Here is a 21,954-nt window from a genome sequence, read left to right on the forward strand (position 1 = left end):
AGCGGGGCCGAAGGCCGCGCGTAATCCGACAAGCGCAGTTGGCAACGCATGTCGGATTACGCGTACCGCTAATCCGACCTACAGCTACTCGATAAAGTACTCAGCGGCAGGCACCGGTTATTCACCGGTGCCTGCCGTATTCATTATAGAATCTGGCGATGATTATTCTTGGCATCGATCCTGGCCTGCGCACGACCGGCTTTGGGGTCATTGAAAAACACGGCAACAAGCTGCGCTATATCGCGTCGGGGACCGTCAAGACGGGTTCCGAAGGGGAATTGCCGCCGCGCCTGAAGGTCATCCTGCGGGGCGTGAGCGAAATCGTCGGCACCTACCAGCCCGATTGCGCGGCCATCGAAAAAGTGTTTGTCAACGTCAATCCCCAATCGACCTTGCTGCTGGGCCAGGCGCGCGGCGCGGCCATTTGCGCGCTCGTGCATGCCGACCTGTCGGTGGCCGAATACACGGCGCTACAAGTGAAACAGGCTGTCACGGGCCACGGCAAGGCGGCCAAGGAGCAGGTGCAGGAAATGGTCTCGCGGCTGCTGTCCTTGCCCGGCTTGCCCGGCACGGATGCGGCCGACGCGCTGGGCGTGGCCATTTGCCACGCCAACAGTATCGATGCACTGGCCATGATCGGCGCGCTGGCGCCCCAGCTACAGGGCTTGCGTATGAAGCGCGGCCGTTTAGTAGGGTAGGCGCATGGCCCTCATATCAATAGAAACAACGATACACAACATTAGGAACACGCGATGATAGGCCGTCTCTCCGGTATTTTGCTTGAAAAGAATCCGCCACAATTGCTGGTCGATTGCCAGGGCGTCGGCTATGAAGTCGACGTACCGATGAGCACCTTTTACAACTTGCCCCACGTGGGCGAAAAAGTCGTGCTGTTCACGCACCAGGCCATCCGCGAAGACGCGCACCTGCTGTTTGGCTTCGGCAATGCGGCCGAGCGCGCCGTGTTCCGCCAGTTGATCAAGATCACGGGCGTGGGCGCGCGCATGGCGCTGTCGATTCTCTCGGGCATGACGATTGCCGATCTGGCGCAGGCGATTACCCTGCAGGATTCCGGCCGCCTGGTGAAAGTGCCGGGCATCGGCAAGAAGACGGCCGAGCGCCTGTTGCTGGAATTGAAGGGCAAGCTGGGTGCCGATATCGGCGCCGGCGGCGCGCATGCGGCGCCCGACGCGCAATCGGACATTTTGAATGCCCTGGTCGCGCTCGGCTATTCGGACAAGGAAGCGCTGGCCGCCGTGAAGAACGTGCCGGCAGGTACCGGCGTATCGGACGGCATCAAACTGGCGCTGAAAGCGCTGTCGAAAGGCTGATAGGGCATGAGCATCCAGACCGACAGCTTCACGGAACAGCGCATCATCGACGCGGCGCCCATCTCGCACAACGAAGAGGCGATCGAACGGGCCTTGCGTCCCAAGCAGCTCGACGAGTATGTCGGGCAGGAAAAGATCCGCGACCAGCTCGAGATTTTCATCACGGCCGCGCGCCAGCGCAAGGAAGCGCTCGACCACACCTTGCTGTTCGGCCCGCCGGGCCTGGGCAAGACCACCCTGGCGCACATCATCGCGCGCGAAATGGGCGTCAATTTGCGCCAGACCTCGGGCCCCGTGCTCGAGCGTCCGGGCGACCTGGCGGCGATTTTGACGAACCTGGAAGCGAACGACGTCCTGTTCATCGATGAAATCCACCGGTTGTCGCCGGTCGTTGAGGAAATTTTATATCCGGCGCTCGAGGATTATCAGATCGATATCATGATCGGCGAAGGCCCGGCCGCCCGGTCCGTGAAACTCGATCTGCAACCGTTTACCTTGGTCGGCGCCACGACGCGCGCCGGCATGCTGACCAATCCGCTGCGCGACCGCTTCGGCATCGTCGCGCGCCTCGAGTTCTACAACACGGGCGAACTGACGAAGATCGTCACGCGCAGCGCGGCCTTGCTGAAAGCCCCGATCGACCCGGAAGGCGCGCATGAAATCGCCCAGCGCGCCCGCGGCACGCCCCGTATCGCCAACCGCTTGCTGCGCCGCGTGCGTGATTTCGCGGAAGTCAAAAGCAATGGCGAGATCACCAAGGTGGTGGCCGACCGCGCGCTGGCCATGCTTGACGTCGATTCCGCCGGTTTCGACGTGATGGACCGCAAGCTGCTCGAAGCCGTGCTGTTCAAATTCGGCGGCGGCCCCGTCGGCATTGGCAACCTGGCGGCGGCCATCGGCGAAGCGGCCGATACCATCGAAGACGTGCTGGAACCGTATCTGATACAGCAAGGTTTCCTGCAGCGCACGCCCCGTGGCCGTGTCGCCACGCCGGCTGCCTACCTGCACTTCGGCGTCAGCGCGCCGCGCATGGGCCCGGGCGGCGAAGCGTGGGAACTGTGATGGCGCAGGAAGGTATGCCGGGTATGCAAATCTGGATCGACGCCGACGCCTGTCCCGTCGTCATCAAGGAAATTTTGTACCGCGTGGCCGACCGCCTGGAGCTGCCGCTCATCCTGGTCGCCAACCAGGGCTTGCGCGTGCCGCCCTCGCGTTTCATCCGCACCGTGCAAGTGCCGTCCGGCGCCGACGTGGCCGACCAGGAAATCGTGCGTTTGTTGAATCCCGGCGACCTCGTCATCACGGGCGACATCCCGCTGGCGGCCGACGTCCTGACCAAGGGCGGTTTCGCGCTGAACCCGCGCGGCGAGTTCTACACGAAGGATAATATCGCCCAGCAACTGACGATGCGCGCCTTCATGGAAGAATTGCGCAGTGGCGGCGTGGACACGGGCGGCCCGGCCGCCTTCAGCCAGTCCGACCGGCAACAGTTCGCCAATAGCCTGGACCGGCATTTGAGCAAGCATCACCGCAAGCCGGCCCCGGCGCAGTAATTCGCGGACGAAAAAAAACCGGCGCAAGCCGGTTTTTTACGTGCATGTAACTTAGCGTGCAACTTTGCGCGTGCCCACCACTTCCACCGTCACACGGCGGTTCTTGGCGCGCCCGGCGGCACTTGTGTTGTCGGCCACCGGCTGCGTTTCTCCCTTGCCTTCCGTGTAGACACGGTTCGTTTCCACGCCTTGCGCCACCAGATAGGCCTTGACGGCTTCGGCGCGGCGTTGCGACAGTTTCTGGTTGTAGGCGTCAGGGCCGACGGCATCCGTATGGCCGACCGTGACGATCACTTCCAGATCCATGCCCGTCAATTGGCCCAGCAGCTGGTCCAGCGCGGCCTTGCCTTGCGGCTTGAGCGCCGATTGATCGAAATCAAACAACGCTTCCGAGGCAAACGACACTTTTTCCGACACGGGCGCTGGCGCCGGTGCGGCCACGATGACAGGGGCCGGCATCGCGACGGCCGGGGCGACTTCTGGCGCCGGCTGGTAGGCGGGCGTGGCGCTGGCCGGGCGGCCGAGTTTATACACGAGGCTGACGGAATACAGGTCCGCATCGCCACGGTTGCCGACGGCGTCGTTCAAGCGATAACGCTCGACTTCGCCGCGCAGGGCCAGCGCTTCGCTGAACTTGTATTCCAGGCCCAGACCCAGCTTGGCATTGAGCTTGCGCTCGCTGGCATGGGTATTGGTCGAACCCAGCAGGCGGTTGCCGCTGAATTCCGTGTTGGTCTTGGTGTAGTGCATGCCGACGCGGCCCAGCAAGGACAGGCGCTGCGACAGCGGCAGCTGGCCCAGCAAGTCCAGGTTCACGCCGCGGAAGGCCGCTTGCCCGTTCAGTACGCCGTTGCCGCTGGTGGTCGACTTGAAATCGAACTTGCCCAGGTCAAAGTAACCGGCTTCCACGGCGACATACTGGTTCAGCTGGCGGCCGACAAACAGTTTATAGCCGGTGTCGCGCTGGTCCTTGCTGAAGCCGGTGACGCTTTCGCCGTTGGCGGCCAGGCTGGCGCGCAGGCGCGGCTCGTCGATGGTGGCGCGCGACTGGCCCACGCCCGCGCCAATGTACCAGGCGCTGTTGGCCCAGTCCGGGTTGATGAAGGTGTTGTCCTGCGCCTGCGCCGATTGTGCCGCCAGCAAGGCGCCGGTCATGACGCTCAGGGCGCCCAGTGTGTGTGCGATAGTCATGGTCATGTCCCGGTTATTTGGTGATCTGGTTGTTGCGCAGGGTAACGGCGGCGGCCGTCAGCACGCGGCCATTGAGCAGGGTCGTGTTGTCGCCCACCGTGATGGCGGCCGACTGGCCCAGGATATTGCCCTTGAAGACGCTGTTCGCGGCCAGGGTGGTCGGGCCGACGGGCAGCCAGCTGACGTTGTCGGCCGTGGCGCCATTGTTCAGGGCAACCACCGAGTTGACGGTCGAATTCAAGGTCAGCGCCGTGCGGAAGATGTACACGCCGGGACCGTTCAGGGTCAAGGTACCCGTGATGCTGATGGCGCCCGCATAGCAATACACGCCGGGGCCGAAGGTCTGGCCGCCGAGGTCTATGCCGCCGGCAAAGCTGACGTCGCAGCTGCGGCTGTTGCCGTCCGTGATCGCCGCTTGCAAATCCGTCATGGCGCCGTCCAGGATGGCGCCCGACTTGTAGTTGGTAAAACCTGCCGCCTGGGTCGGATCGACCGTTTGCGACGGCGAACCCACATCGCCCGTGATCAGGGTCGTGCCGCCCGAATTGTTCGTGATCGAGGTGCCGGCCAGCACGCCGAACGATGCGGCGCGGCCCAGGATGATCGGATTGAGGACGGGCGGGATGGCAACGGCAGTGACGGTCAGCAGCGCGCTGCCCGACTGGCCGCCGGCCGTGGCCGTGATGCTGCTGGTGCCGGCGGCGATGCCGGTGGCGACGCCCGTGTTCAGCACGCTGGCATTGGCAACGGTGCCCGACGTCCAGGCGGCGCTGTTGGTGATGATGGCGTTCGAGCTGTCCGAGTACGTTGCGGTGGCAATGAATTGCTGCGTGGCACCGACAACGATGCTGGCGGTGGCCGGCGTGACGGCGATGCTGACCAGGGTAATGGCAGGCACGGTGACGGTGGTGCTGGCCGTCTTGCCGTTGAAGCTGGCGTTCATGACGCTGGTACCAAAGGCAACGCCGGTGACGAGGCCACCGCTGGCGACGGTGGCCGAGGCTGGCGTGGCGGACACGAAGCTGCTACCGGAGGTGACGTCAGCGCTGCTGCCATCCGAATACGTGGCAAGGACGGCCAACTGGCGCGTCGCGGCGACGGGGATGATGGGGTTTTGCGGCGTGACGGCGATCGACAACAAGGTCGCTGGCGTGACGGTCAGCACGGTGCTGGCCGTGAGCGCGCCCGTGGTGGCCGTAATCTGCGTCGTGCCGGCAACCTTGCCCAGCGCCAGGCCGCCAGCGGCGATGCTGGCCGTGGCGGGACTGGCCGAGGCAAATGCCGACACGGCCGTGACGTCGTGCGTGGCGCCGTCGCTGAAGCTGCCCGTCACCGTGAATTGCTGCGTTGCTGCGATGGCGATCGATGGCGCGAGCGGCGTGATGGCAATTGCCGTCAAAGTGGCGGGCGAGACGGTCAACTGGGCCGCTGCGCTCTTGCCGCTAAATGCGGCGCTGATGCTGCTGCTGCCGGCAGCGATGCCGGTGCTCAAGCCTGTGGCGGCATTGACTGTCGCGCTGGCTGGCGTGGCCGACGTCCAGGCCGACTTGGCGCTGACATCTTGCGAGGAGCCGTCGCTATACGTGGCGATGGCCGTGAATTGCTGGCCCGCACCGATAGCGACCGTGGCCGTGGCTGGCGTGACGGCCAGGCTGGACAGGGTGGCAGCCGGCAAGCCGAGGATAGGATCGCGTCCCTGGTCGCCGCCGCCGCAGCCGGCCAGGGCGGTCATGGCCAGCAGGCCTGCCGAGACGATCAGCGGGTTCAGATATCGCTTGAAGAGATTCATAGTGTTCCTTTGTGCATGGCAGTCATTGCCGGTCATCCGCGGATGAGGTCATCCGGCAGAGCCATGCCGCCTGTCGCTACAGGGCGATGGCGTCACAGGCATGCACTATTTCATTTAGGAAACTTCAAGTATGTTCGGTGGCGCGCATAGGCGCCTGGCGTTCGGAGATTGGTTCAAAAAAACGCGATTCGGCCTGTAAAACAACGGCCGTGTGCGGAAAACAGACGCAAAAAAGCCGGCGCCAAGGCCGGCTTCATCAGGGCAGGGGGGAGCTTACTCTTCGCGCACCCACGTCTGCGAGCGGCCAAACATCGGCACGCCGACATAGCCGCGCACTTGCAGCTTGGTGCCCCCTTCCGTCAATTCCGCCTTGCTCTTGTAGGTCTTGCCATTGGCCGGGTCCGTGATTTCGCCGCCAGTCCATTCCTTGCCGTCATATTTCAGGCCGGACAGGATCACCATGCCGACGATGGGCTGGTCTTTCTTGGCGCCTGTGCACTTGTCGCACTTGGGATTCTGGTCTTCGTCCGGGCCGCGGAACAGCTTGTCGATCTTGCCTTGCAAGACGCCGTTGCTTTCCGTGATGACGATGAGGGATTTCGGCTTGCCGCTGGCGTCGTCGATGGTTTTCCATGTGCCGACGGGGGTAAAGTTGCCGTCGCGCGCGGTGGCGCTGCCGGCGATGGCCAGGGCGGCCACCAGTACGCTTGCTTTGAATACTTTATGCATCGCTAGTCTCCATTGGTTTTTTGATCGTGTCACGAACAGTTATATACCAAGGCAAGACCAGCAGTGCTGCGCGGCGTCACGAATGACGCCGCGCAATCCTTCCAAACTTGCCTTATGCGCTGGCTAGTTTAGCAAACTGTTCGCGCAGTTTTTCAATTGTCGCCGAAAAACTGAGCAAGCGCTCGTTTTCTTGCGCGACGATCGCGGCAGGGGCACGCGCGACAAAGCTTTCATTGCCCAATTTGCTGTTGACTTTGGCAATTTCCGCTTCGATACGGGCGATTTCCTTGCCCAGGCGCTCGCGTTCGGCAGCCACGTCGATTTCCACTTTCAGCATCAGCTTGGTGGTGCCGACGATGGCGACGGCCGCTGGCGAGTCCGGCAGCGCATCGACGATCTGCACGTCGGCCAGCTTGCCCAGCGACTGGATGTACGGTGCGTACGACGCCAGCGCTTCTTTCTCGCTGGCATTGCCCGCTTCGACGATCAGCGGCACGCGCACGGAAGGTGAGATCTGCATTTCGCCGCGCAGGTTGCGTGTCGCGTCCGTCAAGGCTTTCAGCTGCTGCATCCACGCTTCGGCCGCTTCATCGATCTTGTCGGTGTTGGCGATCGGATACGGCTGCATCATGATCGAATCACCCTCCGCCTTGAGCGTTTTGCCCGCCAATGGCGCCACCGTCTGCCACAGGGCTTCCGTGACGAATGGGATGATCGGATGGGCCAGGCGCAGCACCACTTCCAGCACGCGCAGCAGGGTGTGGCGGGTGGCCCGCTGCTGGCCTTCCGTGCCCTGTTGCACTTGCACCTTGGCCACTTCCAGGTACCAGTCGCAATACTCGTCCCAGACGAATTTGTAGATGGTAGCGGCGATATTGTCGAAGCGGAAGTCTTCAAAGCCCTTAGCCACGTCCAGCTCCGCCTTTTGCAGCAGCGAGATGATCCACTTGTCCGCTTGCGACAGGTCGGCGTCGTTCGGCGTGCAGTCCTTGCCTTCCGTATTCATCATGACGAAACGGGTGGCGTTCCACATCTTGTTGCAGAAGTTGCGGTAGCCTTCGCAGCGGCCCAGGTCGAAATTGATGTTGCGGCCCAGCGAGGCATAGCTGGCCATGGTGAAGCGCACGGCATCCGTGCCGTAGGCCGAAATGCCTTCCGGGAATTCCTTGCGCGTGGCCTTGGTGATCTTTTCCGCGTCGCGCGGGTTCATCAGACCAGTGGTGCGCTTGACGATCAATCCTTCCAGGTCGATGCCGTCGATCAGGTCGATCGGGTCCAGCGTGTTGCCTTTCGACTTCGACATTTTCTGCCCCGTCGAATCGCGCACCAGGCCGTGCACGTAGACGGTTTCAAACGGTACCTTGCCCGTGAAGTGCGCCGTCATCATGACCATGCGCGCGACCCAGAAGAAGATGATGTCGAAACCGGTGACCAGCACGGACGATGGCAGGAAGGCCTTCACGTCCGGCGTTTCTTCCGGCCAACCCATGGTCGAGAACGGTACCAGGGCCGACGAGAACCACGTGTCGAGCACGTCGTCGTCACGCTTCAAAGGACCGGTGCTGCCGGCGGCCTGCGCCTTGGCGATGGCTTCCGCTTCCGTCTTGGCGACAAAAATATTGCCCTTGTCGTCGTACCAGGCCGGGATTTGATGGCCCCACCACAGCTGGCGCGAGATGCACCAGTCCTGGATGTTGTTGAGCCACTGGTTGTAGGTGGTGCTCCAGTTTTCCGGCACGAACTTGATTTCGCCATTGGCTACTTTATCGAGCGCCGTTTCGGCGATCGATTTGCCCGGGAAGAAGGTGCCTTCCGGGGCCGGCTTGCTCATGGCGACGAACCACTGGTCCGTCAGCATCGGCTCGATGACAACGCCCGTGCGGTCGCCGCGCGGCACCATCAGCTTGTGCGGCTTGACTTGCTCGAGCAAGCCTTGCGCGTCGAGGTCGGCGACGATCTGCTTGCGCGCGGCAAAGCGGTCCATGCCGCGGTAGGCTTCCGGCGCGTCCTCGGTGATCTTCGCGTCCAGCGTCAAAATGACGATCTGCGCCAGTTTGTGACGCTGGCCCACGGCGTAATCGTTCATGTCGTGCGCCGGGGTGATCTTGACACAGCCCGTGCCGAATTCCTTGTCGACGTATTCGTCGGCGATGATGGGGATTTCGCGGTCCGTCAACGGCAGTTTGAGCATCTTGCCCACCAGCGGTAGGTAGCGCTCGTCCGTCGGATCGACGGCCACGGCCACGTCGCCCAGCATGGTTTCAGGACGGGTGGTGGCCACCGTCAGGAAGCCGCTGCCATCGGCCAGCGGGTACTTGATGTACCACATGGAGCCGTCTTCTTCCTCGGACACCACTTCGAGGTCGGACACCGCCGTGCCCAGCACGGGATCCCAGTTGACCAGGCGCTTGCCGCGGTAGATCAGGCCTTGCTCGAACAGACGCACGAAGACGTCGGTGACGACTTTCGAGCGCGGCTCGTCCATCGTGAAGTATTCGCGCTGCCAGTCGGCCGAAGCGCCCAGGCGGCGCATCTGGCCGGTGATGATGGAACCGGATTTTTCTTTCCATTCCCACACTTTTTCCACGAATTTCTCGCGGCCCAGGTCATGGCGCGAAATCTTTTGCGCGTCCAGCTGGCGCTGCACGACGATTTGCGTGGCAATGCCCGCGTGGTCGGTGCCGGGAATCCAGGCTGTGTTGTGGCCCAGCATGCGGTGGTAGCGTGTCAGGCCATCCATGATGGTCTGGTTGAACGCATGGCCCATGTGCAGGGTGCCGGTGACGTTCGGCGGCGGCAACTGGATGCTGAAGGAAGGTTTTCCGGCATCGAGGGTGGCGGTGAAGTAACCGCGCTGTTCCCACTCGGTGCGCCAGAATTGTTCAATGTCGGCGGGCTCGAAAGACTTGGCTAATTCCATGATTTGGCGTGTGATTGGCAAAAGGAACCATTATAAGGGGTGCATAAAGCATGCGCAGCAAATAGCGGGCCTGGATGGCCCGAAAAGCCGCGCACGATTGCGCAATATTGCTTCATTGTATTTTTTCTAAGCTATCATCTTTGCAACATTATTTGAAAGCTTAGGCAATCATGAAAAAATTGTGGCAATTGGCCGTGCTCGGCGCCGGATGGGCTGCCGGTGGCGCGTGCGCCGGCGTTCCGGAGGGGATGGCGGCTCTGCAGGATGGGCGCTGCAGCAAGGCCGTTGCGCAATTGCGCGGACCGGCGCAAGGTGGCAATGTCGAGGCGCAAAAGGTCCTCGCCGATATCTACATGGGCGAGAAAGGATGCCGGGACGTGGAGCGCAGCGAGGCCGAAGCGGAGCGCTGGTATCTGCTGGCGGCCAAGGGCGGCGATCGCGCCGCGCAGGAGGCGCTGGTTTTCATGTATGCATACGCGCCGGGCCGCATGCTCAATCCATCGCGCGCGCGGCCCTGGTTGGGCGTCATGGCCGCGCAGGGTGAGGGCAAGCCGCTGCAGGACCTGGCACAAATGTATGAGCGGGGCGAAGGCGGGCCGGTCGACAGGGTGCTGTCGTATGCACTTAACCTGCTGGCGCTGCAAGACAAGGAGTGGAGCGGTGCGGCCGCGATGGAGAAGTCCCTGCCGGCGCGCCGTGACAGGATGTCGCCGGACCAGGTCGACGAGGCCGTGCGCCTGGCCGGCCTTTGGCAGCGCGGCGCGCCCCTGCCGGCGGCGTCGCAGACGGGACAGCGTTCGCCGCAGGATTGGTACCGCCGCGCCGCCGAGGGTGGCGACATGGAAGCCGCTTACCAGCTGGGTTTGCTGTGCTGGAAAGGCACGGGCGGCCTGGATGAAAAGCAGGCTGCCCGCTGGCTGCGCAAGGCCGCCGAAAGCGGCATTGCCAAGGCCCAGCTGCAGCTGGCCGTGCTGTATGGCGAGGAGGCGGGCGTGCCGCAGGACTATGTGCTCGCTTCCATGCTGAGCCAGTTGGCGGCGGCGGGCGGCGCGGCGGACGCCGGCGACGCCGTGGCCCGCTGGACAAAGAAACTGAATGCGGCGCAACAGGCCGAGGCGCAGCAGCTGGCGCGGGCATGGAAAGTGGGCATGCCGTTGCCGCAGGTCTCGGTGCATGGCATGGAACGCTTGATCAATTATGTGCGCGAGGCACGCAACAAGCTGCCGCCGACGCCAGAGGTGACGGCGCTGTTCAAGGCTGCCAAAGAGGGCGACGAAGCTGCCTTTGGCAAGCTGCTGGCCGGCGTCGCCGAGCCGGGCGCCTATGCGCTCGACAGGAGTCCCTTGCTGAACTATTTGATTTCGCCTCCATCGAGCATGTACAAAGCCGAAGCGGCATGGCTGAATGCGCAAACCCGGCAGGACGACGATCAGCAGCGACTGGCGCAGGCGCCGCTGCAGGCGCGCCGCCAGGCGCTGCGTGAGCAGTACGCCGCGCTGTTGCCCGCCAAGCTGCGCATGATGACGCTGCTGTTGCAACGCGGCGTGCCGCTCGGCGAAGGCGATACGCTTTACCACGCCGCACCGCTGCATCTGGCTGCCCTGTACGGCAATGCCGCAATGGTGCGCCTGTTGCTGGCGCATGGCGCCGATGTGCGGCAATACGGCGGCGAAAACCACACGCAGGCGCCGCTGGAATACGCCTTGCAGCAGGAGGATGCGGGCATCTTGCCGGAATTGATCGACGCGAAAGAACGTACGGCCAGCATGATCGCCATGCTCGACGCAGGCGCGGGCCGGCCCTATTTGCTGGTAGACCAGTACCTGGCAGAGAAAAAGGCCAAGAAAGGCGGGGCTGCGCAGCCAGCGGAACGGCCGCTGGCCGATTCTTTGCTATGGGGGCCCTTGCTGCGCCTGACGCGCGGCACCGAAGTGCTCGATAAAATGCTGGCCACCGGCACCACGCCAAATACTGATGAGCAGGAAAAGTCGCTGTACGCCTATGCCGCCGAAGCGGGCAACGCCGGCGCGCTGGACTGGCTCAAGCAGCGCGTGCCCCGGCATGACGCGAAGGGAAATGACCGCTGGCTCGACGCTGCGATGCGCGCCATGTACAACTACCAGCCGGCGTCCGAGGACGTGCTGCGCCAACTGGTGGTGCCCGGCATGCCATGGCAGCAAGTCGGACCCGCCGCCGAAGTTTCTTACAAGGGACAGCAGGCGGCGCTCGATTCGCGGCGTCTGGAAAAGGAGACGCTGCTGTGGCATGCGGTGCGCAGCCAGCGGCACGACTGGGTCGCCCGCCTGGCCGCGATGGGCGCGCCCATCGTCACCGGCGGTTATCTGCCGCCCTTGCTGGCGGCCGTCGAAAATGGCGACGCGGCGATGGTCAAGCTGTTGCTGAGCCTGGGCGCCGATCCGCTGGGCGGCGAGTTCCCCGTGTTGAAGATGGCGCGGGACCGGGAATCGACGCCGGAAAATAAAGCGGTGCTGAGCTTGCTGAAGGCGGCCGCCGCGGCGCGCAAGCCTGCGGCAGCCGCACCGTTGCTGCAATAGCATTTGCCTGGTCGGTATGCGTCATCTTGCCCGGCGACAACGCCGTGTTTTGGCGGCCTGGCGAGTCGTTTTCCTGCAACAGAACGGGGGGTAGAGGTGCTGCCGATGCTATAATGCCGGCCTCGGCGCCTCCTGCCCCATCCTTGCGGACGGCGCCAGCAGACGCGGTTGTATCAACGTTTCATATCCAACACTCGTCCGCGTCTCACGGCCAGCGCATCTGCGATGCCAGCCACTTTCAGCGCGTCCCCTTCGGGCCGGGCGCCTGAGCCACGCGCACCGCCAGCGGTGCACCATTCACGGCGGAATCAACGCGGCTCATTGCACGCCGCTGCCGCCACAGCTTAGCCAGGAATCTTGCTGCCTGGTCCGTCGTCTTTCGATACGGCACTCCCCAGCGCGCCTTGGCGCCTGTGGCCGCGCCATGGCCGCGCGCTTTCCTGGTTTCGCTTATACAAGGAAACCCGCATGAAAAAAATCTCGATCACCGTCGGCCTCGTTTCGACCATCGCCACCCTGGGCGCCTTGCCTGCCGCCCACGCCCAGTCGTCAGTTGATCCGTCTTCAGTCACCATGTATGGATTGATGGACGCCGGCCTGGTGCAGGAAGGCGGCGTCAGCAAGCTCACCAGCGGCATATCGGCTGGCTCGCGCCTGGGCTTGCGCGGCACCGAGTCCCTGGGTAATGGCTTGCAAGCTGTGTTCACGCTGGAGGCGGGTGTCCTGAGCGACACGGGCCGCTCCGACCAGGCGGGGCAATTGTTCGGCCGCCAGGCTTTCGTCGGCATCGACAGCCCGCTGGGCATGCTGACCGTGGGGCGCCAGTACAACCTGCAAAGCCAGGCGCTGACCGACGTGGCCGACCCGTTCGAAGGCGGCTTTGCCGGCGCGGCAACCAACCTGGCCGGCTATTCGGCCACGCGCATCGACAATACCGTGCGCTACACCTCGCCTGAAATGCGCGGCGTGACGGCCACCGTCATGTACGGCTTTGGCGAACACACGGGTGTGGCGGCCGACCAGCGCTCGCTGGGCCTGGCCCTCGGCTATGTCAACGGTCCCTTGACCTTGCGCCTGGCGCGCCAGAGCCGTGCCGGCGAGCCGGGCAAGGCCGACGTGAACAACACGATTTTGGCCGGTAACTACAACTTCGGCGTGGCCACGGCGTTTGCCGGTTATGGCCGCAACACGGGCGACGGCAGCACCATGTTCTTCGGGGAAAACCCGTATGGCGCGGCGCAGGCGCCGGCCCAGTCGACGGACAGCCGCGACGCCATCGTCGGCGTATCCGTGCCGCTCGGCGCGACGACCTTGCTGGCTTCGTACGTGCACAAGGATGACCGCGACGCGGCCAATCGCGATGCGCGGCAGCTGGCCATCGGCGCCACGTATGCCTTGTCCAAGCGCAGCAAGGTGTATGTTGCTTATGCGCATATCCGCAACCGCAACGACGCCGCCTACATGGTAGGCAATGCCACGGAAGTGGGCACGGGCAACCGCGCCTTCAACGTCGGCCTGCGCCACGCGTTTTAAACCTTTGCGCTAAGCGGGCAGCATGCTGCCTTCGAGCAGCAGTGTCTCGAAGGCGGCGGCGGCCAGCGGGCGGCTGAACAGGTAGCCCTGCATCTGGTCGCAGCCGTGCCGGCGCAGGAAGGCCAGCTGCTGTTCCGTTTCCACGCCTTCCGCGATGACTTTCAGGCGCAGGCTGTGCGCCAGCGAAATGATGGCGCGCACGATGGCCGCGTCGTCCATGCTGTGCGTGATGTCGCTGACGAAGGTTTTGTCGATTTTCAGCACGTCGATGGGGAAATGGCGCAGGTAGGCCAGGCTGGAATAGCCGGTGCCGAAGTCGTCGATCGACAGTTGCACGCCCAGCGCCTTCAGCTTGGCCATGATGGTCGTGGCTTGCTCCACGTCATGCATGACCATGCTTTCCGTCAATTCCAATTCGAGGTGGGCCGCGGCGAGTCCCGTGTCCGCCAGCACCTGCGCCACCGCGTGCAGCAAATTCTTTTGCTTGAATTGCCGCGCCGACAGGTTGACGGCCAGGCGCAGCGGGCCATGGCCGGCCAGTTGCCACGCGCGCGCCTGGGCGCATGCCGTGCGCAGCACCCAGTCGCCGATGGGGGTGATCAAGCCCATTTCCTCAGCCAGTCCGATGAAGCTGGCAGGGGGAACACGCCCCAGCTGCGGATGTTGCCAGCGCAGCAGCGCTTCCATGCCGACCACGGCGCCGCTGGCCAGGTCCAGCTGGGGCTGGTATTCGAGGTGGAACTGCCCCCGTTCCAGGGCGTGGCGCAACTCGCTCTCCAGTTCCAGCCGCTCCAGGGTGCCCGCATTCATGCTCGAGGCATAGAACTGCCAGTGGCCGCGTCCCTGTTCCTTGGCGCGGTACATGGCGATGTCGGCATGCTTGATCAGGGTGTCGGCATTTTGGCCATCGTCGGGATACACGGCCACGCCCATGCAGCAGCTGAGAAAAAATTCATATTCGCCCAGTTGCAGCGGCTGCGCCACGGCATCCTGGATGCGCTGCAGGATGGCGGCGCCCGGTTCGCCATTACCATGCTGGGGCAGCAGCAGCACGAATTCGTCGCCGCCCAGGCGCGCCACCGTGTCGACTTCGCGCGTGGCGTCGCGCAGGCGCTCGGCCACGTTTTTCAGCACCAGGTCGCCCGCGTCGTGGCCCAGGGTATCGTTGACGAATTTAAAGCGGTCGAGGTCGATGAAGACCACCCACAGGGGCTGGCCGCTGCGCCGTGTCACGGCCATCGCCTGTTCCAGCCGTTCGCGCAGCAGGGCACGGTTGGCCAGGCCCGTCAGGATATCGTGCCTGGCCTGGAATTCCAGTTCCTGTTCGAAACGCATGACGCTGCTGATGTCGTATTGCGCCACGACAAAGTGGCTGACGGGGCCATCGCCATCGTCGCGCACGGGCGCGACGAACAGCTCGCTCCAGTAGCAGCTGCCATCCTTGCGGAAATTGCGCACGATAGCCTTGCCTTCGCGCTGTTCGCGCAGGGCCGCCGTAATGGCGTGCATGTCTTGCCGCCCTTGTTCCGGCCCCTGCAAGTCTTCCAGGCGCTGGCCGATGACTTCGCCGGCCGCATAGCCGGTGATGCGTTCGAAGGCGGGGTTGACGTACTCGATCAGGTAGCCGGGCGCGTCGGCGCTGCACAGGATGATGGCGTTGGCCGACACTTCGATGATGCGTTCGCGCAGCCGTAGCGACTTTTCATTGTGCATGCGCGCGGCGATGTCTTCGGACAGGCGCAAATTGGCGAACTGCAGCGCCGCCGTGCGTTCGCCCGTGATGCGGGCAATCACGGAATTGCGCGAGACCAGCTGATACACGTATGCGGCCGCCAGCAGGCTCGACAGCATTCCACCGAGCAGCACGTACAGCGAACCGCGATGGCTGGCGTCCAGGCCCATGCCTTTGGCCGGCAGCAGGGCGGCGCCCAAGGTGTGGCCGCTGGCGTGGTACTGCAGCAGCAACCGGGCGCTCTCCGCCTCGATCTGGCGCGCCGAGGCGTAGCACAGGGCCGTCAGGCACAGTCCGAACGCCAGCGTGAGCAGGGCCGAGGTGGAAACGGAAATGGAGATGCGTTTGAAGAATGATTGCATGGTGGTCCCGTGGCAGCGCCGGTGCCGATCCATGATCAGGCAGGCCGGGCAGTGACTGACTGTAGGGTGCACGGCGAAATGCCGTCCGTTCGCTACCGAACGGACGGCAATGCCGACAAGAAATATAGTCGGGTCACTGTGCCAGCGCTGTGTTACGCTGCACCACATGGCGCCCCTCGTTCGGACGCCTTTCAACTATCCCCTAGCTGACGACTGGAAAACAGGAAACCTGCCCATGTCGAGTCCGCATGCCCAGCTGCACAACCCGAATCAAAACCATTTGCTCGCCGCCATGCTCGACGCTGATTTCGCGCGCCTGGCCCCTCACCTGGAGCAAGTGCCGATGCTGCTCGGTGACGTGATCTACGATTCGGGCGACAAGCTGCAGCATGTGTATTTCCCCACCACGGCCATCGTTTCCATTCACTACCTGCTGGAAAACGGCGGCTCGTCGGAAATTGCCGGCGTCGGCAATGAGGGTGTCGTGGGCGTGTCGCTGTTCATGGGCGGCAATTCGACGCCGAGCCGCGCCGTCGTGCAGACGGGCGGCGTCGGCTACCGGCTGAAGGCGCATTTGCTGATGGAGGAATTCGACCGCGCCGGTCCCGTCATGCGCTTGCTGCTGCGCTATACGCAAGCGCTGATCACGCAAATGTCGCAGACGGCCGTGTGCAACCGCCACCATACGGTGGAACAGCAGCTGTGCCGCTGGCTGCTGCTGACCATGGACCGCCTGCCGAACCGCGAGTTGACGATGACACAGGAGTTGATTGCCAACATGCTGGGCGTGCGCCGCGAAGGCGTGACGGAAGCGGCCGGGCGTTTGCAGACGCGGGGCTTCATCAGCTACCGACGTGGCCATATTTCCGTGCTGGACCGCGCCGGTCTCGAAGGCCATGTGTGCGAATGCTATGGCGTGGTGAAGAAAGAATTCACGCGCCTGTTGTCGGACGTGCGCCAGCGCCAGACGCACTGAACACCGCATTCTCTCTTTTATCGTTGTCACAGCCCGGGCTACCCCATGCAATCTGTTGAAAACATTCCCCCGCGCGCACCGTCGCGCTGGCCCATGGCGCTGGCGTTTTCATTCAGCGCCATCGTGTTGCTGGCCATCGGCCTGCTGGCCTGGCGCGCGCCGTTCGAGACGGCATGCGTCATCGACGCGCTGGTCTTCTTGCTGCTGATGCTGCTCGTGGCGCTGTACCGGCGCACCCTGGCCGCCAGCCTGCCGCGCCAGTTGCTCAAGGCGGGCGCCTTGCAGGATGCGATTTTCAACAGCGCCAATTTCTCGTGCATCGCCACCGATGCGCAGGGCGTGATCCAGATTTTCAATGTGGGCGCAGAACGCATGCTCGGCTATGCGGCGAGCGACGTGGTCGACAAGCTGACGCCGGCCGGTATTTCTGACGCGCAGGAAATCGTCGCGCGTGCCGCCGCCCTCAGTGCCGAACTCGATACTGTCATCACGCCCGGCGTGGAAGCGCTCGTGTTCAAGGCCACGCGCGGCATCGAAGACATCTATGAACTGACCTACATCCGCAAGGATGGCAGCCGCTTTCCCGCCATCGTTTCCGTGACGGCCTTGCGCGATGCGCAAAGCAAGGTCATCGGTTACTTGCTGATCGGGACGGACAACACGGCTCGCAAGCAGGTCGAGGCGGAGCAAGCCTTGCTGGACCAACGCCTGCAGGAGCAGCAGGCGTACACACGCTCGCTGGTCGAGACCAACAATGCGGAGTTGAAGAAGGCGCGCCAGGTGGCGGAAAAGGCCAACCGCGCCAAGTCCGAATTCCTGTCGAGCATGAGCCACGAATTGCGCACGCCGCTGAACGCCGTGCTGGGCTTTGCGCAGCTGATGGCCTCCGACGTGCCGCCGCCCACCGTGCCGCAGCAGCGCTCGATCGAACAAATCCTCAAGGGTGGCTGGTATCTGCTGCGCCTGATCAATGAAATCCTCGACCTGGCCATGATCGAATCGGGCAAGGTCACCTTGTCGCAGGAAGCGATGTCGCTGCTCGACGTGCTGCAGGATTGCCAGGCGATGATCGCGCCGCAGGCGGAAAAGCGCGGCATCCGCATGCATTTCCCCCGCTGCGGCCAGGCATTTTATGTGCATGCGGACCGCACACGCGTGAAACAGGTGATGGTCAACCTGCTATCGAACGCCATCAAGTACAACCAGGGCGGCGGCGCCGTCACCGTCGAATGCAGCCGCCACGGCGAGCGTGTGCGCGTGAGCGTGCGCGACAGTGGCGCCGGTCTCGATGCGGGCCAGGTGGCCCAGCTGTTCCAGCCCTTCAACCGCCTGGGCCAGGAAAACAGCACGGAAGAGGGCACGGGTATCGGCCTCGTCGTCACCAAGCAATTGGTCGAATTGATGGGCGGCACTATCGGCGTCGACAGCACGGTCGGCGTGGGCACCACGTTCTGGTTCGAGCTGGCCGCCAGCAGTGCGCCGGCCCTGGTGCTGGGCGATGGCGACGCGCTGCCGCAGGTGCAGGAGCCGCAGGAAAGCCAGCGCACCTTGCTGTACGTGGAAGACAATCCCGCCAACCTGGCGCTGGTGGAGCAATTGATCGCCCGCCGCAGCGATTTGAAACTGCTCACGGCCATCGATGCGCACCTGGGCATCGACCTGGCGCGCACGTATCAGCCGGACGTCATCCTGATGGACATCAACTTGCCCGGCATCAGCGGCTTTGGCGCCCTGCATATCCTGCATGACGACCCGCTCACGAGCCATATTCCCGTGATGGCCCTGTCGGCCAACGCCGTGCCGCGCGACATCGAGAAGGGCCTGGAAGCGGGCTTCTTCCGCTACCTGACCAAGCCGATCAAGGTCGTCGAATTCATGGATGCGCTCGACGTGGCCCTGCACCATGCGGCCGCGCACGGCCTGGCCGACGACATTCACGCAATACGCTAATTCAGCATTTATTTTTAGGAATACCGCCATGCTTCAAGCCACCGAGATCCTGAACGCCAGCATCCTCATCGTCGATGACCAGGAGGCGAACGTCATGCTGCTGGAACAGGTGCTGCGCAATGCCGGCTATACGCGCATCACGTCCACCATGGACCCGCAAGCCGTGCGCGCGCTGCACCAGCAGCACCGCTACGACCTGATCCTGCTCGACTTGCAGATGCCGGAAATGGATGGCTTCGAAGTCATGGAAGGCTTGCGCGACATCGAGGCGGGCAGCTATCTGCCCGTGCTGGTGATCACGGCCCAGCCCGGCCACAAACTGCGCGCGCTGCAGGCGGGCGCCAAGGACTTCGTCAGCAAACCGTTCGACCTGGTGGAAGTGAAAACGCGCATCCACAACATGCTGGAAGTGCGCCTGCTGTACCAGAAGCTGGCCGAATACAACAAGTCGCTCGAGCAGATGGTGGAAGAACGCACGGCGGAGCTGCGCGAAAGCGAAGCGCGCTTCCAGCGTTTCACGGAACTGTCATCCGACTGGTACTGGGAACAGGATGCGCAGGGCAACCTGACGCGCTTTTCCGGCCCCGTGGCTGAAATGCTGGGCATCGGCAGCGAGCAAGAGCCGCAGCGCTGGAATGCCACCGAGCGTGCATTGCTCGACGCAAAAATCGCCGCGCGCGAACCGTTCCTCGATTTCATCTACAGCCGCGCCAACCTCGACGGCAGCACGCAGTACCTGCAGGTGAGCGGCGAACCGATGTTCGACAATGGCAGCCGCTTCATCGGCTACCGCGGCATCGGCCTCGATGTCACGGAGCGCCATCGCATTGCCTGATTTATACTGGGTGCTATCGATACTGACCAGGAAAAATCATGACTGACAAATCAACGCCGCAATACTGGTTCCCCGCCAAGACCTATGGCTGGGGCTGGGGCTTGCCCATCACGTGGCAGGGCTGGCTGGTGTTCCTGGCCGCGCTGGCGCTGTTCGCCTGCGGCGCCTTTCTGTTTCCGCCGCAAACCATGCTGGTCGGCTACATCGTCTATGAAGTAGCCATCGTTGCCGTGCTCATTTTCATCTGCCAGCTGAAGGGCGAACCGACCAGTTGGCGCTGGGGCAAGAAGAAGTAGAGCGATGTACAAAGACGACACCTGCAAGAAATCATCTGGCCGCGCGGCGTGAACCGCGTATAATTGGCTCGCTGCCGCAAGGCGGCAAACGCTAGGGGTCCTGCCTTTCGCTGTGGAAACACGGTGCAAGCGCGGGTGAGAAATACCCTCCGAACCTGATCTGGATAATGCCAGCGAAGGGAAGCTTTAGGATGAACGCACCCCGCCTTTCCGCGTGCGTGATTCCGAACCTCCTTAGCTGGCTCCAGGCTTAAAAATAGTCTAGCCAAGGAGCCAAAATGAACGCCAACCCGAAATTCCTCTCCGCCACCGCCACGGTCGACGAAGCCGCCATCGCGCCGCTGCCCAATTCGCGCAAGATCTATGTTGAAGGCAGCCGCCCCGACATCCGCGTGCCCATGCGCGAGATCAGCCAGTCCGACACGGAAGCGTCGTTCGGCGGCGAAAAGAATCCGCCGATCTACGTCTATGACACCTCCGGCCCGTACACGGACCCGGACGTGCAGATCGACATCCGCTCGGGCCTCGATACGCCGCGCCTGCCGTGGATCGTCGAACGTGCCGATACGGAAGAATTGCCGGGCCCGACCTCCGACTACGGCATCGCCCGCCTGGCGGACCCGAAGCTGGCCGAGCTGCGTTTCAACCTGCACCGCAAGCCGCGCCGCGCCATCGCCGGCAAGAACGTGACGCAGATGCATTACGCGCGCCAGGGCATCATCACGCCGGAAATGGAATTCGTGGCCATCCGCGAAAACATGCGCCGCCAGGAATATTTGCGTGAGCTGAAAGCGTCCGGTCCCATGGGCGAGCGCCTGGCCGACCTGATGGGCCGCCAGCATCCGGGCCAGTCGTTTGGCGCCAGCATCCCGGCCGAGATCACGCCGGAATTCGTGCGCGAGGAAATTGCCCGCGGCCGCGCCATCATCCCCGCCAACATCAACCATCCGGAAGTCGAGCCGATGATTATCGGCCGCAATTTCCTCGTGAAAATCAACGCGAATATTGGCAACTCGGCCGTCACTTCGTCGATCGGCGAGGAAGTGGAAAAGATGACCTGGGCCATCCGCTGGGGCGGCGATAACGTGATGGATCTGTCGACCGGCAAGCACATCCACGAGACGCGCGAATGGATCGTGCGCAACAGCCCCGTGCCGATCGGCACCGTGCCCATCTACCAGGCACTGGAAAAGGTCAATGGCAAGGCCGAAGATTTAACTTGGGAAATTTTCCGCGACACCCTGATCGAGCAGGCCGAGCAGGGCGTCGATTACTTCACCATCCACGCGGGCGTGCTGCTGCGCTATGTGCCGATGACAGCCAAGCGCCTGACGGGCATCGTGTCGCGCGGCGGCTCCATCATGGCGAAATGGTGTCTGGCACACCACCAGGAATCATTCCTGTACACGCATTTCGAAGAGATTTGCGAAATCATGAAAGCGTACGACGTGTCGTTCTCGCTGGGCGACGGCTTGCGTCCCGGCTCCATCTACGATGCCAACGACGAGGCGCAGCTGGGCGAACTGAAAACCCTGGGTGAGCTGACGCAAGTCGCCTGGAAGCACGATGTGCAAGTGATGATCGAGGGGCCTGGCCACGTACCGATGCAGCTCATTAAAGAAAACATGGACTTGCAGTTGGAACAGTGCGGCGAAGCGCCGTTCTATACCTTGGGGCCATTGACGACCGATATCGCGCCCGGCTACGACCACATCACGTCCGGCATTGGCGCTGCCATGATCGGCTGGTATGGCACGGCCATGTTGTGCTACGTGACGCCGAAGGAACACCTGGGCCTGCCCAACAAGGCGGACGTCAAGGACGGCATCATTACCTACAAGATTGCGGCGCACGCGGCCGACCTGGCCAAGGGCCATCCGGGTGCGCAAATCCGCGACAACGCGCTGTCGAAAGCCCGCTTTGAATTCCGCTGGGATGACCAGTTCAACATCGGCCTGGACCCGGACAAGGCGCGCGAATTCCACGATGAAACTTTGCCCAAGGATTCGGCCAAGGTGGCCCATTTCTGCTCCATGTGCGGCCCGCATTTCTGCTCGATGAAGATCACGCAGGAAGTGCGCGAATACGCGGCCGGCATGGGCATCGCGGAAGACAAGGCGCTCAAGCAGGGCATGGAAATCAAGGCCATCGAATTCATCAAGAACGGCGCCGAGCTGTACCGCAAGGTCTGAGGGAGAGCGT

The 21,954-nt window shown here is 63.2% G+C and carries 16 protein-coding genes and 1 riboswitch; of the genes, 11 read left to right on the forward strand and 5 right to left on the reverse strand.

Translation table 11 applies throughout. The features are described from left to right. Nucleotides 1-158: 158 nt before the first annotated feature. Genes ruvC through OPV09_RS05305 form a run of 4 tightly spaced genes read left to right on the forward strand, consistent with a single transcriptional unit; the run spans nt 159 to nt 2,884 of the window. Nucleotides 159-698 carry a crossover junction endodeoxyribonuclease RuvC gene (gene ruvC / locus OPV09_RS05290; protein WP_034749205.1) on the forward strand — a complete coding sequence of 180 codons (540 nt, stop codon included), beginning with the start codon at nt 159-161 and terminating at the stop codon, nt 696-698. Between the two features lie 54 nt (nt 699-752). Continuing rightward, on the forward strand, nt 753-1,331 hold the full coding sequence (gene ruvA / locus OPV09_RS05295) for a Holliday junction branch migration protein RuvA (RefSeq protein WP_034749203.1): 579 nt from the start codon (nt 753-755) through the stop codon (nt 1,329-1,331). A gap of 6 nt (nt 1,332-1,337) precedes the next feature. Continuing rightward, complete coding sequence (gene ruvB / locus OPV09_RS05300; RefSeq protein ID WP_034749202.1) at nt 1,338-2,393, forward strand: Holliday junction branch migration DNA helicase RuvB; 1,056 nt, start codon at nt 1,338-1,340, stop codon at nt 2,391-2,393. A gap of 23 nt (nt 2,394-2,416) precedes the next feature. Continuing rightward, nucleotides 2,417-2,884: a YaiI/YqxD family protein gene (locus OPV09_RS05305; protein WP_034749529.1), complete on the forward strand. Its 468-nt coding sequence runs from the start codon at nt 2,417-2,419 to the stop codon at nt 2,882-2,884. Between the two features lie 51 nt (nt 2,885-2,935). On the opposite strand, the gene OPV09_RS05310 is transcribed toward OPV09_RS05305, so the two are convergent. The 4 genes from OPV09_RS05310 to OPV09_RS05325 all read right to left on the reverse strand — a co-directional run bounded on the left by OPV09_RS05310 (nt 2,936) and on the right by OPV09_RS05325 (nt 9,513). Continuing rightward, the gene (locus tag OPV09_RS05310; RefSeq protein ID WP_034749526.1) at nt 2,936-4,075 is read right to left on the reverse strand and encodes an OmpA family protein; all 1,140 of its coding nucleotides are present in this window, start codon (nt 4,073-4,075) and stop codon (nt 2,936-2,938) included. Nucleotides 4,076-4,088: 13 nt separating this feature from the next. Then, on the reverse strand, nt 4,089-5,864 hold the full coding sequence (locus tag OPV09_RS05315; protein WP_338680786.1) for an ice-binding family protein: 1,776 nt from the start codon (nt 5,862-5,864) through the stop codon (nt 4,089-4,091). 273 nt (nt 5,865-6,137) lie between these two features. Beyond that, entirely contained in the window at nt 6,138-6,593 is a 456-nt protein-coding gene (locus tag OPV09_RS05320) for a DUF2147 domain-containing protein (protein ID WP_034749198.1), read from the reverse strand. A gap of 112 nt (nt 6,594-6,705) precedes the next feature. Beyond that, a complete protein-coding gene (locus tag OPV09_RS05325; protein ID WP_338680788.1) occupies nt 6,706-9,513 on the reverse strand; it encodes a valine--tRNA ligase in 2,808 nt (935 codons plus the stop codon). Between the two features lie 170 nt (nt 9,514-9,683). On the opposite strand from OPV09_RS05325, the gene OPV09_RS05330 reads away from it, so the two are divergent. Beyond that, nucleotides 9,684-12,068, forward strand: coding sequence for an ankyrin repeat domain-containing protein (locus tag OPV09_RS05330; protein WP_338680789.1), 2,385 nt, complete (start codon nt 9,684-9,686; stop codon nt 12,066-12,068). Nucleotides 12,069-12,536: 468 nt separating this feature from the next. After that, a complete protein-coding gene (locus OPV09_RS05335) occupies nt 12,537-13,601 on the forward strand; it encodes a porin (protein WP_338680790.1) in 1,065 nt (354 codons plus the stop codon). A gap of 9 nt (nt 13,602-13,610) precedes the next feature. On the opposite strand, the gene OPV09_RS05340 is transcribed toward OPV09_RS05335, so the two are convergent. After that, nucleotides 13,611-15,695, reverse strand: coding sequence for a putative bifunctional diguanylate cyclase/phosphodiesterase (locus OPV09_RS05340; RefSeq protein ID WP_338680791.1), 2,085 nt, complete (start codon nt 15,693-15,695; stop codon nt 13,611-13,613). Nucleotides 15,696-15,930: 235 nt separating this feature from the next. Here OPV09_RS05340 and OPV09_RS05345 point away from each other — a divergent pair, with 235 nt between their 5' ends. The 5 genes from OPV09_RS05345 to thiC all read left to right on the forward strand — a co-directional run bounded on the left by OPV09_RS05345 (nt 15,931) and on the right by thiC (nt 21,944). Continuing rightward, nucleotides 15,931-16,671: a Crp/Fnr family transcriptional regulator gene (locus tag OPV09_RS05345; RefSeq protein WP_338680792.1), complete on the forward strand. Its 741-nt coding sequence runs from the start codon at nt 15,931-15,933 to the stop codon at nt 16,669-16,671. A gap of 45 nt (nt 16,672-16,716) precedes the next feature. Further along, on the forward strand, nt 16,717-18,621 hold the full coding sequence (locus tag OPV09_RS05350; protein ID WP_254798660.1) for a hybrid sensor histidine kinase/response regulator: 1,905 nt from the start codon (nt 16,717-16,719) through the stop codon (nt 18,619-18,621). Between the two features lie 28 nt (nt 18,622-18,649). Then, a complete protein-coding gene (locus OPV09_RS05355; RefSeq protein WP_034749183.1) occupies nt 18,650-19,456 on the forward strand; it encodes a response regulator in 807 nt (268 codons plus the stop codon). A 38-nt stretch (nt 19,457-19,494) separates the two neighbouring features. Further along, nucleotides 19,495-19,752, forward strand: a complete 258-nt coding sequence (locus OPV09_RS05360; RefSeq protein WP_034749180.1) for a hypothetical protein — start codon at nt 19,495-19,497, stop codon at nt 19,750-19,752. Between the two features lie 83 nt (nt 19,753-19,835). Continuing rightward, nucleotides 19,836-19,951: riboswitch (TPP riboswitch) on the forward strand. 79 nt (nt 19,952-20,030) lie between these two features. Further along, complete coding sequence (gene thiC, locus OPV09_RS05365; RefSeq protein WP_219330002.1) at nt 20,031-21,944, forward strand: phosphomethylpyrimidine synthase ThiC; 1,914 nt, start codon at nt 20,031-20,033, stop codon at nt 21,942-21,944. The last annotated feature ends 10 nt before the right edge of the window (nt 21,945-21,954 follow it).

Source organism: Janthinobacterium sp. TB1-E2, from assembly GCF_036885605.1.
Classification (GTDB): Bacteria; Pseudomonadota; Gammaproteobacteria; order Burkholderiales; family Burkholderiaceae_D; genus Janthinobacterium; species Janthinobacterium aestuarii.

What these genes read in the sequence shown, in the direction of transcription:
- OPV09_RS05310 (WP_034749526.1), bottom strand. Translation starts at nt 4,075, where the DNA reads ATGACTATCGCACACACACTGGGCGCCCTGAGCGTCATGACCGGCGCC.
- OPV09_RS05315 (WP_338680786.1), bottom strand. Translation starts at nt 5,864, where the DNA reads ATGAATCTCTTCAAGCGATATCTGAACCCGCTGATCGTCTCGGCAGGC.
- OPV09_RS05305 (WP_034749529.1), top strand. Translation starts at nt 2,417, where the DNA reads ATGCAAATCTGGATCGACGCCGACGCCTGTCCCGTCGTCATCAAGGAA.
- OPV09_RS05360 (WP_034749180.1), top strand. Translation starts at nt 19,495, where the DNA reads ATGACTGACAAATCAACGCCGCAATACTGGTTCCCCGCCAAGACCTAT.
- OPV09_RS05330 (WP_338680789.1), top strand. Translation starts at nt 9,684, where the DNA reads ATGAAAAAATTGTGGCAATTGGCCGTGCTCGGCGCCGGATGGGCTGCC.
- OPV09_RS05345 (WP_338680792.1), top strand. Translation starts at nt 15,931, where the DNA reads ATGTCGAGTCCGCATGCCCAGCTGCACAACCCGAATCAAAACCATTTG.
- OPV09_RS05320 (WP_034749198.1), bottom strand. Translation starts at nt 6,593, where the DNA reads ATGCATAAAGTATTCAAAGCAAGCGTACTGGTGGCCGCCCTGGCCATC.
- OPV09_RS05325 (WP_338680788.1), bottom strand. Translation starts at nt 9,513, where the DNA reads ATGGAATTAGCCAAGTCTTTCGAGCCCGCCGACATTGAACAATTCTGG.
- OPV09_RS05355 (WP_034749183.1), top strand. Translation starts at nt 18,650, where the DNA reads ATGCTTCAAGCCACCGAGATCCTGAACGCCAGCATCCTCATCGTCGAT.
- ruvB (WP_034749202.1), top strand. Translation starts at nt 1,338, where the DNA reads ATGAGCATCCAGACCGACAGCTTCACGGAACAGCGCATCATCGACGCG.
- OPV09_RS05340 (WP_338680791.1), bottom strand. Translation starts at nt 15,695, where the DNA reads ATGCAATCATTCTTCAAACGCATCTCCATTTCCGTTTCCACCTCGGCC.
- OPV09_RS05335 (WP_338680790.1), top strand. Translation starts at nt 12,537, where the DNA reads ATGAAAAAAATCTCGATCACCGTCGGCCTCGTTTCGACCATCGCCACC.
- ruvC (WP_034749205.1), top strand. Translation starts at nt 159, where the DNA reads ATGATTATTCTTGGCATCGATCCTGGCCTGCGCACGACCGGCTTTGGG.
- OPV09_RS05350 (WP_254798660.1), top strand. Translation starts at nt 16,717, where the DNA reads ATGCAATCTGTTGAAAACATTCCCCCGCGCGCACCGTCGCGCTGGCCC.
- ruvA (WP_034749203.1), top strand. Translation starts at nt 753, where the DNA reads ATGATAGGCCGTCTCTCCGGTATTTTGCTTGAAAAGAATCCGCCACAA.
- thiC (WP_219330002.1), top strand. Translation starts at nt 20,031, where the DNA reads ATGAACGCCAACCCGAAATTCCTCTCCGCCACCGCCACGGTCGACGAA.